The organism is Chelatococcus reniformis (genome assembly GCF_014640075.1).
Taxonomy (GTDB): Bacteria; Pseudomonadota; Alphaproteobacteria; order Rhizobiales; family Beijerinckiaceae; genus Camelimonas; species Camelimonas reniformis.
Window position 1 is genome coordinate 411,186 of record NZ_BMGG01000005.1, and the last position, 12,129, is coordinate 423,314.

The window sequence follows — 12,129 nt, forward strand, 5'->3', positions numbered from 1 at the left end:
TGGCGGCGGCGCCGACCAGACCGTGCGCAACCTGGCCCGCGGCGGCCTTGCCGACGGCGCCATCGTGGGCACACCCACGTTCAGTCCGTTCTATGCTCATTTCGACGGCCCCAACAGCGCGCTCGAGCTACCGCAGGTCGACCTGGCGGTGGCCTCTTATGCGGTGGTGGCTCGCTCGACCACGGCCAACACGGGTCAGTCGACGCAGCCCATCTTCATGGGCACCTTCAACGGCAGCGCCGGGGCGGCGGGCTCGACGCTATACGTTACCAGCACGACCGTGATCCGCGGCAGCGCCGCGACCACCGACGGCAGCACGACGCAAGGGCACACGACCGACGTCGCGGCGACGCCCGGCAACTGGAACTTCCTCGGCTTCGACTTCGACAATGCGGCCCAGGCGATCCGGAACATGACGACCGGGGCGAAGACCAGCGGGAACCACGCCAGCGGCTTCAACGCCCGCGTCACCAACGGCAAGAACATCCGCGTCGGCGCCGGCTACGCCAGCTTCTCTGGCGACTGCGACGTGTTCTTCTATGCGCTCTATAACCGGCGGCTCAGCGACAACGAGTGGGCGGCGCTCTACAGCCGCATCAAGACCATCGCCGCCGGGCTGTCCTCGCCGATCGCGATCTAATCCTCGTCTTCGATCCAGCTCGCGTAGGACGGGATTGGGAGCCACGCCATGATGGCGTCGGCCTCGATCTCATTGCCGAAGATGGTGTCGGCCCAGGCGTCGTTGCTGAACACGGCGACGATCGGGGCGGGTGTCTCGCCCACTGTAATCGCGAGGAGGAGGACCTCTCGTCCGTCTCGCTGTTCGCTGGACATGGAGCCATAGGCCAGCCACTCACCCGCCACCGTCGGGCAGGCCTCCTGCGCTTCCACCACGTTGTTCATTGTCGTTGTCCAAAGCCCTTAAGGCGTAGGGACTACTTCGCCGACTTGGCCGCTGTCCAGACAACTTTTGGCGAAGGTGGCTTTCTGGCGTGCTTCACCCCGCCGCAGGGGCATTCGCCGATCTTTTCATCTCGCAGCAAGCCTGATCAATCGTCATCCTTGTGCCGCGCTGCCGACGAGTAAAACTTAACAAACGCAAAAATAAGAACAAATATAAGCAGTATGAAGACCGGGATCACGAAAGAATTTCCGGACATCCTGACCCCTCGAAAGATATGTCACGCTCGCAATAGGTAGCTGGTTCCGCCGTCGCCCACGCCATTCCCCCCCCTCAAGGCATCGGCTTGGAGATCTAAGCGGATGGCAACTCCCAGCAGCCGCCAGTACCGATCTGGCAGCCCTGCTCGATTCTATCGTGCCGCGGCGAGGCACGTCCATCTGACCAGCGTCTGGTTCAACCCCAGCGGCAGTTCTTCTGGCTATAAGGGAGCCGCTTGTTGATGCGTCGCAACATGGTTCCCTCCGGCCTCTCGCCCATTTCCTTCAGGAAGATCACGAAGGATTCCCAACGCGGATCATGAGGCATCGCCCTGTTCCGCATTCCCTGCCATGAGCGATAGGTCCCGGAGCGAGAACCGTCGTGCTGCTTGGCCGACCGATGCCCATGCAGTAGCGGACCGGGCTGTCCGCAGCCGCAACTCCTCGAGTTCCCAGAGCGCAGATTGCCCGTGTAGAGCGCGCGTTCTTTGCCGCACTCGCAGCGGCATTGCCACATCGAGTTTGTGCCTTTCGAAGGCAATCGGTGCAGCACAGTCCAGCGGCCGAAGCGCTCGCCGGTCATATCTATTCCACGAGACATGGGCCGACCCCGATACGCCGACCCAGCCCCGACCGCAACTCCGCCCCCCGGCCGTCGTCTAGCCCAGCAGCTTCCACCAGATCGCCACGTACAGTCCCGCGACCGCGGCGCTCGATGCCACCACGATCGTTGTCCGCCTGATTGAGCTGTTCATTCCGGTGCCCCCTCGTCGACCGGGCACGATGAAGCGGCCGGTCCCCCGTCGCCACCAAACCACCGTCTTTCGTGAACGGCAACTCACCTATCCGGCGGGCATCCGCTTCGGCCGCATCAAACCCAGATCAGCCAGACCGAGACGGCGAGCGTAAAGGCCGAGATGGCTATCAGCGCCACGATTGAAAGCGGCATCATCTCGCCGATCTCCTCCCAGAGTTGCAAGGGGGGGGGTAGCCGCATCAGCGCGACCCTGCAACTCCCCCATTGGGGGTGACGCCTCCTAAGTTCGAGATATCCCACGGAGAATTCGATGCAATTCGTTGGCTCGGCGACGAAGCTCGCCGACATCGACCTCCCGCGCCTGGGCTCGCTCATTGGCGTCGGCGAGGACGAGATCCATGCCGTGCTCGACGTCGAGAGCCGTGGCAGCGGGTTCGACGCGCAGAAGCGGCCGCGGATTCTGTTCGAGCCGCACGTCTTCTACCGCAACCTGTCGGGCAGCCGACGGGACGCCGCGGTGAAGGCCGGGCTGGCGGCCAAGTCTTGGGGGGCGATCCCCTACGGCGGCGAGAGCGCCCAGTACGGCCGGCTCGAGCGCGCGATCGCTATCGACGAGACCGCGGCCCTGAAGTCGGCGAGCTACGGCCTGGGCCAGATCCTCGGCGAGAACTTCGTCGTTGCCGGCTACGACAGCCCGCAGGAGATGGTCGAGGACATGGTGAATGGCGGCGAGGCCGCGCACCTCGGGGCCATGGTCAACTTCATCAAGGCGAACAACCTCGACGACGAGCTGCGGACGCACAACTGGGCCGGCTTCGCCCGCGGCTACAACGGCAGCGGCTACGCAAAGAACGGCTATCACACCAAGCTCGCCGCGGCCTATGCCAAGTGGGCGAGGATCCCCGACACGCCCTGGCAGCCCGACGCGCTGCCGCCCCCGGCCAACGATGCCATGCCGGCCACCGTGCGCCGTGGGGACAAGGGTCTCGCCGTCGAGCGGCTCCAGACCGAGCTCAACCGCCTCGGGTATGGGCTCAAGGTCGACATGGACTTCGGGCTCAAGACGCTCACGGCGGCGAAGAGCTTCCAGGGCAAGGCCGGCCTGAACGTCGACGGCGTCGTCGGCCCGGTTACCTGGCGCGCGCTGTTGAGCACCGCGCTGGTGGCCACCGCGGCGGCGTGACCCAAGGTTGCACGCACCGCCGGGCGCCATGGATTCGTTCTAGACCGGTCGCCCATTCGATCCTGTCCTAGTCCACGATCGTACAACCTCATGGGCGAGACTGTTCCCGCTCTGACCAACCGGCGGCAAAGCTGAACAGCCGTTCCCGGCCTGTTGCCCGCCTGTTCCCAATTTCGTGCAACGACTTGCCCCGTTCTGGGCAAGGTTCTTCCCGCCCCGCGGCCGGGCTGAGCCGCACTTCTTTGCACTTTCTGCAAACAACCCGGAGACCACCATGAAACTCACCGCCCTTGCGGCCGCCGCCGCGTGCGCCCTGGCGCTCGCCGCGTGCAATCCCGCCAAGATCGACGCTTCGGTGTCGAGCACGGCCAGCAAGGCCTCCGCCGCCTGCCCCTACGTGCTGGCCGGCATGGCCATCGCGGCGACCACCGGCAACGCCAAGATCCAGCAGGCCGCCGCCCAGGTCGCGCCCGCGGTCATCACCAGCTGCACCGCGCTCCAGACCGGTCGCATCGTCGACGTGCAGTCGGCCGGGGCCGCCATCCTCAACGCTTACGCGAGCCTGCTCGCCGCCGGCGCCATCGCAACGAAGGCCTGACCCATGAACACCAACCTCACCCTGCCGATTCGGCAGGCTCTCATCGGCTTGGGCCCGCTGATCGCGGCCCTTGGCATCATGGACGCGACGGCCTGGGGCGCCCGGGTCGATCAGCTGGCGCCGTACGTCGGCATCATCATGACCGTCGGCGGTATCGCCTGGCAGTGGTGGGTATCGCGGCCCAAGGCCAAGATCGAACAGGTCGCGGCGTTGCCGCAGGTCAAGGGCGTGGTGGTGGACCCGACGACCGCTGCGGACATCTCGGCGAAGAACGTTGTGGCCACGCCGGCGGCGATACCGCCCGCGGGCGCCGGCGCGCGCTGACGGGAGACGCACGGTGCAGGGGGCCCGTCGCGTCATCGCCCAGGCCTGGGCGATCTATGCTCACATGGCCGGACTGGCATTGCTCTCAGTCGGCCTCGGCTGGGGGCTCGTCGCCATTTACGCCAGCGACGAGCCGGTGATCATCGCAAGCGGGCCGGTCACCAACGTGACCGAGCGCGTCCGGGCCGGCAGCGCCGTCAGCTACAACATCGACATGCAGCGGCTCCAGAGCTGCCCCGGGCAGTGGACGGCCACGCTGACGTCGATCACCAACCATGGCCCGCCGGCGGTGGTGACCATCAGCCGGCCGGCTCGCCCGGGCGTGCTGGCGCCGGGGCTCTATGCCGACATCCGGGTGACCGTGGCCCTGCCGGAGGCGGTGACGCCCGGCCGCTGGCACTACGAGTCCGGCGTCACCTCGCGCTGCCCGACGCGCACCCGCTACGATCGCCTTGCCGTCTTCGATTTCGAGGTGACGCCATGACCTGGCAGGACATCCTCAACGCTCTCGGCGCCGACCGGTACCAGCAGCACGCGCTGTGCCTCACCGGCGATCCGGTGATCCTGACGCTCTACGTGGCGTCGGACCTGACCACCTGGCTGGCCTATTTCGCCATCGGCCTGACGCTGCTCTTCCGCACCGTCAACTTCATCGACCTCGGCTCGTCAGCGCTCATCCGCCTGTTCGGCGCCTTCATCTTCCTCTGCGGCCTCAGCCACCTGACGATGGTGCTGACGCTGTTCTGGGGCATCTACTGGCTCGACGTCGCTGTGCGGGCGGCCATGGCCAGCGTATCGGCCGTGACGGCCGTCTACACCTTCCAGGCGCTGCTGCCGGAGCGCTCCACGTGACGCCGGGCGAGGCAGGCGCGGCTTCGGCGGCAGGCGTGCTGGCCATCTTCGGCCTGATCCACGCCCCTACCGTCGCCATCGTGGCCATGGTGCTCTGCATCGGCATCGCCAGCGGGACGGCCGCCGTGCTCTACGCCCGCTGGGACGCGCGGCGGATGGTGCGGGAGGCGGTTGGCAAGGCCATGGCCGACCACATCGCCCGCCTGCATGAGGAGCCCGGGGAGGTCACAGGAGCTCCGCCGGATGAGGGCTGAGGTATGGACGCGGCCACCATCGGCGCCATTTCGACCATTGCCGTCTCGATCCTCGGCATATTCGGCACTGCCATCTCGATCCTCGCGAGCCGGGGCAAAACCAAGGCAGAGATCGGCAAGGCGGTCACCGACGGCTTCTCACAACTCACCCTGGGCTACGACAAGATCACCGACCAGCTTCAGGAGGAGCGCTCGGCGCTTGCGGCCCGGGTGCGCGAGCTCGAGGCGGAGCGCCGCGACCTTGCCAAGCGCATCCTCCAGCTCGAGGGCGCCCTGCACGCCGCTGGCATCATGGTGCCCGATCGGGGGGAGCCGCTGAAGATCTGAATTCCCCCCAGCGCGTCCGAAGCCCCGAGAGGGGCGCGCCTGATCGGCGTTTCCTCCCATGACTGGCCCCGGCACCGCGAGGTGACCGGGGCTTTTTGCGTACGCCGGCGCCCGTGTCCGCGTCACTGGCATTGCATGCACCGCGGTCTGCGTTAACATTCCTTGGCCAAGAAGGGGGGTAGAATGGCTAGGGCTGGAAGGGGGTTCTTGAGATTGATCACTCAAGCTGACCCATTGCTCTCGATGGGCAGTAGAGCGATCGCGATATTTCAGTTTGTACTTGGACCGGCGGTACTTGCTGGCGGCGGCGCCACCCTCGCTGCAGTATATTCATATTCATCAGGATTTTATGAGAGTCATGGATGGTCTGCTTCAGCGCTTATTGTTCTTACTGTTGGAGTGTGTGCGTGGCTATTGCTGTCAGCCGCAAGTTATTTGTGGTATGCTTCCGCGAAGCGCAGAGCGGAGATTCGAGCATTCGAGTTTTGGGCTTCGTCCAAAGATTCTGTGAATCCTTTAGATGCAGAATTCAACAATAAGAGAGTGGCAATACAAGATTTGGCGAATCCTATTGAGAGGTCAATAGAAAATAAAAGGTTCATAGGTTGCGAGTTGTGCGGCCCATGCAATATCATTCTATTTGATATGCAACTGATTAATATTAGTATGGTAAACTGCGATATCGTAGTTTTGTCGCGCAAGGTATTTGATATATATAATGCGATTGCGTTCAAAAATTCGTCAGTTCTTCATTCGAAATTGTATCACTGCACACTTTATATTCATCCCGATATGGCGAAGCAATTTTTAGAAATGGGCGCGAAGTTTATAACAAATATTGAAGGTGCGGCTGACAATGGAGGCCAGCCTACAAGTTGAAAAGAGCGTACACGCGTCGACTCGGTGGCGGGTAGATCAGCGCCGCAGCCGGTGCCCGTTCGCCAAAGGCTCACAGGGAGGATCAGGCCAGAGAAAATAGCCGCGCCGATCGACTGCGGCCAGAAGCGCGTTCTTTCCTGCCAACCGCGTCGGGTCTCGGTCCGCGACGAGCTTCGTCATGAAATTCCACGGACCATGTTCAGCCGGCAGGTTGCCCCCGTTGGCGTCGAGCGTCACACCTACGACCTGGTGCTTTCCGACGAACTGATAGAGGATAACGGCACGGCTCATGCGCCAACATAACGCGTGGCGTCGGATCGTGCTCTACCGAATCCGAGGAAGGTCCGTATTCGAGCGGCTATGACCGGGATGGCAGGTCACCTGGGGCGGCCTTGCGTTTGGAGCGCTTGGGCCGCTCCTCATCGTCGAGGTCGTCACCCGGACCCCTCTCGCCAATCGCGAGCGCCTGGAGCTTGAGAGCATTGTCGGGCTCTGCCGAGGCAATGCCGATGATCATCCAATAGGCCGCCTCCATGACGTCCTTCTTGGTCACGTCAGGGATCTAGGACTTAACCGCTTTGATGATGTCCTTCGAGTTCGCGCGGCTGCCTGCCAACGTCACGAGCAGCTGACCGATCCGTTCGCGTTTCGAAGGCATCCTCATCTCTGTGGTTTGCAGCTTCTGAAGATGTCAGCATAGCCCACGACGCTGTCGGCGTCAGCCCGCCGGCCAGACTAGCTCCGCCGGCGCGAGCCAGCGGGTCAGGCCAGGACCAGTGTGAGCAGCGCTGAAGCGTCGAGAATCGAGGTGAGGAGAACCCTCTCGCTGAGGGTTTCGAGCGCTGCAAGCCTCGATTTCGAGTGGGGGAGAATCTTGCCCGCGTCGCTATTGTCGTTTGCCGCTGAGGGAGGTCCGCCGGGCTGAGCGAAGCTACCTAAGCGGCGACGCAATGTGGCACCGGCAATTCGACTCATGTGCCTCCTTTCCGCTGCTCTTTGAGCGGCCTTGTAGCGGGCTCCAATCCGCTTCTTAAGCCCTTCGACCTCGCCCCGCCAGACGCTGCCGCCGCTTGCCAACCCCGTCCTGCCGCGCTCCAATAGGCCCGGCTCGACCGTCACCCCCCATTCAATCCGGCGGGAGGGCCCGAAGGGCCGGTGGCGCCTCCGCGCCGGCCCTTCGCCTTGCGTGCGGACGGTTGGAGGACGGCAGGGTCGATCAAGCCGCGCGGATTTGCCGGCATGAGGGGGCGCAGGCGCTCCGCGTAGGTCAGGTCTCCTCCGGCGGAGGAGAGGCGGCCTCGCCGTGCCGAGGATAGCGTCCCGTCGGTGTCCAATTGGGCGAGATGAAGGTCTGGAGCGCACCACCGCAGCCGCCGCATTTCACCGGCTTGCGGGCCCCGACATAGCGCCGCCCCGCACCAAGCCTCTCGATGAGCGCCGCGAGATCGATTTGCCGATGGCCGCAGGCATGGCAGTAGCCGTGCATCGAGAAATCATTCTCGATCAGCCAGCCGAGGGTGCCGGGTGCGTGCGCCATGTTCTATTTTTGTTCGCGCATGTGGGTTGAGCGCAAGCGCCGCCCGCGATAGCCTCCACGTCCATCGCAACCAGGAGGAGAAGGAGGAGCCGTGCCCGCCCAAAATGCCGACGTTGCCGAAGAAGCTCCGACCGTTGAGATGATTACGGGCTACGACATGGAGCACATGACCATCTATTTCCGGCTGCTCGACGCCGCAGTGGACGGAGCTGATTGGACCGAGGCCGCGAAGATCGTGCTGAGGATCGATCCCGCGCTCGAGCCGGAGCGTGCCCGCCGTACATGGGAAAGCCATTTGGCCCGCGCTCGCTGGATGACCGAGCACGGCTACCGCCATCTTGTGCGCGGGGGGCCGCCCCACTGATCCTCCCGCGCGCTCCGGGATTGCGCAACGGACACCCCCATGCCAATCGCCGTATGCATCTCCTTCTCGCCAGTGGCGGTGCGAATTGCCTTTCAGGACCGGAGCACCGTCGAGGCGGCCGACTGGCTAGTCTTCGGCATCAGACTGAGCTGGTTGGGCTCGGTGGTGCTCAACTCCTGATCGATCTCCTGGCGCTGGTCGGGGCAGCCGCTCTGGCTCGCCAACACCGACACCGCGGCATGGGTCCGCTACACCCCCACGGTGGCCGCCATCTGCCACCTGGCCGCACCTCAGGCGGAGATCAATCGCGTGCCGCCGGCGCGCTGGGTCAAGATCGGCATCCTGATTGCAGCCACGGTGTGCTCGGCCTGCTGGCTGGCCTAGCGCCAGACCGGCGCGCGGACTTTCCCGGACCGTTCTCGATGACGTGACCAGGGCGTTGGGCTACGCCCGTTCGTTCCAGGGGTGGCTGTCAGCCGCACCCAAGCCCTTCTCCGCCGCAGCACCCGAGCATCGCGATCCTCGTCATCGGTCCGCCTCTACTGGATCATGCTCGCCTAAGCGGAAGCGAGGCTTCTGCCTCCCGACACATATGCTAGGAGCTTGGCTTGAGCTCCTTTGCGTGATTTGATCGCTTGCTTGGGGAGGGCAAAATGACCGAGAGCGAAGCGCTTATTTCAGTTCACCGGGCGTTTATTGGGTTTAATAAAAGGGCAGAAAAGGTGTCGGATCAGATACTGGGCGCCACCTTCGTCGACTCCGAACCTCTCTATGAACTGCTTTCTACCACCAATAATCAGGTAATATACGGCCGAAGAGGAACGGGAAAAACACATGCACTGAAATACTTAGCTCAAGATGTTAGCAAGAGCGGCGTTAAGGCTGTTTATATCGACCTGCGCTCCGTTGGATCAAATGGGTCGATTTACAGTGACGGGAACAGACAGTTAGCCGAGAGGGCGTCCACGCTGATCGTGGACGTACTACAAGCACTGCTAAGCGAATTCTACGTTATTGCTCTCCATGCTATCGATACAGCTCCAGACCCGACTCAGATTACCATCAGACTCGACGATTTCGCGACCGCAATAGAGGGCGTCAAAATTTCGGGCAATGTTGAGACCGAGGCGACGTCGTCCCAACTAGGAACACGTAACTATTCGGCGGGTTTAAAGATCGACCCAAAGGAAATGTCAGGTAACGTCAATGTCGGTAGAGAGATTTCAGAGACCTACTCTGGTAAGAGGCGCGAGACGGGCCGTGAGAAAGTCCATCTGAATTTTGGCAGAATCGGAGCTTCGTTGGATGGGCTCATCAAGGTGCTCGGGATAGACCGATTGTGGGTTCTGGTTGACGAGTGGAGCGAAGTCCCGGTAGATGTACAGCCCTATCTGGCCGATTTGATCCGGCGGACCTTGCTCCCCGCGGTTCAAATAACGGTCAAGATTGCAGCGATCGAACATCGATCGAGCTTCTCCGTTTTAGGCGACCATGGCTCTTATGTCGGCCTTGAGCTTGGCGCCGACATTTCCGCTGACTTAAATCTGGATGATTTCCTCGTATTTGACAACAACCAGCAAAAGGCGACGGCGTTCTTCAAAAAATTGCTTTTCCGGCACTACGAACAATCACAAGGTAAAAACGGCTTAATAAAGGATCCGGACGCGTTCATGCAGGCTGCTTTCACTCAGAGTCCAGTATTTGATGAGTTCACAAGGGCCGTTGAGGGCGTACCGCGAGATGCTCTCAATCTTGCTGCCAAGATCGCGACAAAGGCCTTTGGTCAGCGCATAGCTATGTCGCATGTTCGGGGGGCTGCTAAGGATTGGTATCAACAGGATAAGCAGGCTGCCATAAAGAGTAATGAGCGATTGTCTGGGGTTTTGGAGAAAATTGTTGATCAAATTATCGGAGAAAGAAAAGCTAGGGCCTTTCTGTTTCCAAGCAATATACGCGCTTCGCTGATTGATCAGCTTTTCGATTCCAGGGTCCTGCATGTCTTGAAGAGGAGCATTTCAACAAACGACGAGCCCGGAGTGCGATATGATGCTTACAAGATCGACTACGGTTGCTATGTTGATCTAATCAATACGAGTAAGGCCACTATTGGCTTGTTTGAGGTCGACGATGAGGGATTCGTGGAGGTGCCAAAGGACGACTACAGATCCATTCGTCGTGCCATACTGCGCCCCGCGGATTTAGAGGATGACGGCTCTTCCGCGTGGGGCCGGCCGAGGTCGTAGGATCCGCAATCGTTTCCACGTCCTGCGGCATTCACGGCGAATAACGCTTAAGCTGCTGCAAACCGCCCTTCTGCCTGCAAGCGATGACGCGAAGTAAATCAGGCTTCGCCCGCGCCAGCCAGTCGTGCGACACGCGCGGCCCATCGGCGATCGGGAGCAATTTAAGATCCAAGTCTCCCGATCCGGCCCAAATAGCAGAGAGGGTAGACGCGGTATCTCAGTAACCTGGTTTGGGGGATCAATACCAAAGGGCTCTGGTGAAACATGCCACCAGGATACGACCCTCTGCATTGATTTGGTATTATAGTAAGACACTGAGGTCCCTTAGCGACCTGCTGCCGTTCCCCGATGCGGTCGAGCGCAACGCCCATCGGGCCTGGTCTAACACCGACCTATCCGACGTCGCGCTCCGTACAAGTGCGTGGCGCGCGCCTAAGTCGATCCAGGCAGAGTCCGAAACAGAGTCCACGCTCCCAACTCGACGATCGGAGCAAAAAAATCGCGTCGAAACGGCGCTGCGGCATTATGACGCAGCGGGCGACTCTTACCCCTTCTCCGTTCGTCACGTTAACTTAACCTCAACCTGCTGTTGCGAGCGCAAAAGAAGGCGCCGAACGGTTGGGTCTGGACGTGAATTTTGACTTGGCGGGGGGTGAACGTGTCGGTGGAAACGTACATCTACGAGCTCACGGAGCGTGTAGAACCCAGTAATATACTCGTCATTCGAGTGAAAGACGATATCGGAATTCCGAACACCTGGGAAGAACGGCCTCCTTCGAATATACTTATCGTCTCGAAGGGCACTGTTCTTACAGATGGCGAGGGACATCACTGCCGAAGCGGGAATCAAGAAGTGTTAGTGATCCGTGGAGGCGGTTGGTCTGCCGGTAAAAAGTCAGGCGAAGCCGAGCTTTTCTTGTATCACAACTCAACGCCCTATTTTGACTGGGTCCTCACGAAGGTCGAGAGCTCTTAGTCTAGCAACCTCGATTGCCTCACACTTGGGAGCTTGCTATGAGCTGGAAATTGACACTTGTCAGTTGGGCGATCTCCGTGTCGCTTGGCAGTCCGCATGCGATGGCGCTCGATCGTTGTGAAGTAAATGTTGACGGAAAAACTGTAAAAATTGCATCGGAAACGAACACCGATCAAAACTACACGTGCCGGATTATCTGCTCGTTTACGGTCATCGCTGACGAAGCGCCCGTCGTAGAGGCAGAAGCCGGATGCCTACTAGATGATCTCACTCAAGGTGCGAGAGCAGTCAGCTGCTCACGCATCATGGAGGAAGCAAAGTCGATCGTCATCAAAGGCTTCGCACGGCAATGCACCAAGCGGGACACGTAGAAATGACCGGAGTGACGCGGATGGCTCCTGCGATCGCTGTTCTTTTTGCATGCGCGCCCGCCGTGGCCCAGCAAGAGAGCGGGTACCCTATTGGTCAGAAGGATGCGGAAATAATTCAAGCATGCGTCAAGCAAGAGTATTCGCAGATGCAGAATTCATCCCGTAGCGCCTGCCGCACCCCGGAACGATACTATGCCGCGAAGGGTGGAGACCATGTCCGCGTGAAGATACCGTATCCCGCACCTCAAAATTACAAGTATGTATCCGGAAGCGGAACTGCCGTCCAGACATCGGGATCATGCG

18 protein-coding genes are annotated in these 12,129 nt (G+C 61.1%); 13 read left to right on the forward strand and 5 right to left on the reverse strand.

The window, feature by feature from the left end; all coding sequences use genetic code 11:
- The coding region (locus tag IEW34_RS15790) for a hypothetical protein (protein WP_194446522.1) at positions 1–640 on the forward strand (640 nt) is incomplete at its 5' end.
- Here the strand turns inward: IEW34_RS15790 and IEW34_RS15795 are convergent.
- Together IEW34_RS15795 and IEW34_RS30920 are read right to left on the reverse strand one after the other, a co-directional pair.
- Complete coding sequence (locus IEW34_RS15795) at positions 637–903, reverse strand: hypothetical protein (protein ID WP_188610156.1); 267 nt, start codon at positions 901–903, stop codon at positions 637–639. The genes IEW34_RS15790 and IEW34_RS15795 overlap by 4 nt on opposite strands.
- 1,129 nt (positions 904–2,032) lie before the next feature.
- On the reverse strand, positions 2,033–2,158 hold the full coding sequence (locus IEW34_RS30920) for a hypothetical protein (RefSeq protein ID WP_280516299.1): 126 nt from the start codon (positions 2,156–2,158) through the stop codon (positions 2,033–2,035).
- 70 nt (positions 2,159–2,228) lie between these two features.
- Between IEW34_RS30920 and IEW34_RS15800 the strand changes: the two genes are divergently transcribed.
- From IEW34_RS15800 to IEW34_RS15835, 8 genes are all read left to right on the forward strand, one after another.
- Positions 2,229–3,101 (forward strand): N-acetylmuramidase domain-containing protein, encoded by an 873-nt coding sequence (locus IEW34_RS15800; protein WP_188610157.1) that lies wholly within the window; start codon positions 2,229–2,231, stop codon positions 3,099–3,101.
- A 274-nt stretch (positions 3,102–3,375) separates the two neighbouring features.
- Positions 3,376–3,699, forward strand: coding sequence for a hypothetical protein (locus IEW34_RS15805; RefSeq protein WP_188610158.1), 324 nt, complete (start codon positions 3,376–3,378; stop codon positions 3,697–3,699).
- A 3-nt stretch (positions 3,700–3,702) separates the two neighbouring features.
- Complete coding sequence (locus IEW34_RS15810) at positions 3,703–4,023, forward strand: Pam3-gp28 family putative phage holin (RefSeq protein WP_188610159.1); 321 nt, start codon at positions 3,703–3,705, stop codon at positions 4,021–4,023.
- 13 nt (positions 4,024–4,036) lie between these two features.
- Positions 4,037–4,507, forward strand: a complete 471-nt coding sequence (locus tag IEW34_RS15815; protein ID WP_188610160.1) for a COG1361 family protein — start codon at positions 4,037–4,039, stop codon at positions 4,505–4,507.
- On the forward strand, positions 4,504–4,875 hold the full coding sequence (locus IEW34_RS15820; RefSeq protein ID WP_188610161.1) for a hypothetical protein: 372 nt from the start codon (positions 4,504–4,506) through the stop codon (positions 4,873–4,875). Before IEW34_RS15815 ends, IEW34_RS15820 begins: the two co-directional genes overlap by 4 nt.
- Positions 4,872–5,129 (forward strand): hypothetical protein, encoded by a 258-nt coding sequence (locus tag IEW34_RS15825; protein ID WP_188610162.1) that lies wholly within the window; start codon positions 4,872–4,874, stop codon positions 5,127–5,129. The genes IEW34_RS15820 and IEW34_RS15825 overlap by 4 nt, the downstream gene beginning before the upstream one ends.
- 3 nt (positions 5,130–5,132) lie before the next feature.
- Positions 5,133–5,456, forward strand: a complete 324-nt coding sequence (locus IEW34_RS15830) for a hypothetical protein (protein WP_188610163.1) — start codon at positions 5,133–5,135, stop codon at positions 5,454–5,456.
- A 207-nt stretch (positions 5,457–5,663) separates the two neighbouring features.
- Positions 5,664–6,335, forward strand: coding sequence for a hypothetical protein (locus IEW34_RS15835; RefSeq protein WP_188610164.1), 672 nt, complete (start codon positions 5,664–5,666; stop codon positions 6,333–6,335).
- 36 nt (positions 6,336–6,371) lie between these two features.
- Here IEW34_RS15835 and IEW34_RS15840 read toward each other — a convergent pair whose 3' ends face one another.
- From IEW34_RS15840 to IEW34_RS15850, 3 genes are all read right to left on the reverse strand, one after another.
- Positions 6,372–6,626 carry a hypothetical protein gene (locus IEW34_RS15840; RefSeq protein ID WP_188610165.1) on the reverse strand — a complete coding sequence of 85 codons (255 nt, stop codon included), beginning with the start codon at positions 6,624–6,626 and terminating at the stop codon, positions 6,372–6,374.
- Positions 6,627–6,693: 67 nt separating this feature from the next.
- Positions 6,694–6,888 (reverse strand): hypothetical protein, encoded by a 195-nt coding sequence (locus tag IEW34_RS15845; RefSeq protein WP_188610166.1) that lies wholly within the window; start codon positions 6,886–6,888, stop codon positions 6,694–6,696.
- A gap of 714 nt (positions 6,889–7,602) precedes the next feature.
- Positions 7,603–7,872 (reverse strand): hypothetical protein, encoded by a 270-nt coding sequence (locus IEW34_RS15850; protein ID WP_188610167.1) that lies wholly within the window; start codon positions 7,870–7,872, stop codon positions 7,603–7,605.
- A 139-nt stretch (positions 7,873–8,011) separates the two neighbouring features.
- Between IEW34_RS15850 and IEW34_RS15855 the strand changes: the two genes are divergently transcribed.
- The 4 genes from IEW34_RS15855 (at position 8,012) to IEW34_RS15870 (ending at position 11,826) form a co-directional block, all read left to right on the forward strand.
- Positions 8,012–8,236: a DUF2285 domain-containing protein gene (locus IEW34_RS15855; protein ID WP_188610304.1), complete on the forward strand. Its 225-nt coding sequence runs from the start codon at positions 8,012–8,014 to the stop codon at positions 8,234–8,236.
- 39 nt (positions 8,237–8,275) lie between these two features.
- Entirely contained in the window at positions 8,276–8,416 is a 141-nt protein-coding gene (locus IEW34_RS15860) for a hypothetical protein (RefSeq protein WP_188610168.1), read from the forward strand.
- Positions 8,417–8,889: 473 nt separating this feature from the next.
- Positions 8,890–10,479, forward strand: coding sequence for an ORC-CDC6 family AAA ATPase (locus tag IEW34_RS15865; protein ID WP_188610169.1), 1,590 nt, complete (start codon positions 8,890–8,892; stop codon positions 10,477–10,479).
- A gap of 1,014 nt (positions 10,480–11,493) precedes the next feature.
- Positions 11,494–11,826 carry a hypothetical protein gene (locus tag IEW34_RS15870; protein ID WP_188610170.1) on the forward strand — a complete coding sequence of 111 codons (333 nt, stop codon included), beginning with the start codon at positions 11,494–11,496 and terminating at the stop codon, positions 11,824–11,826.
- Positions 11,827–12,129: the final 303 nt, after the last annotated feature.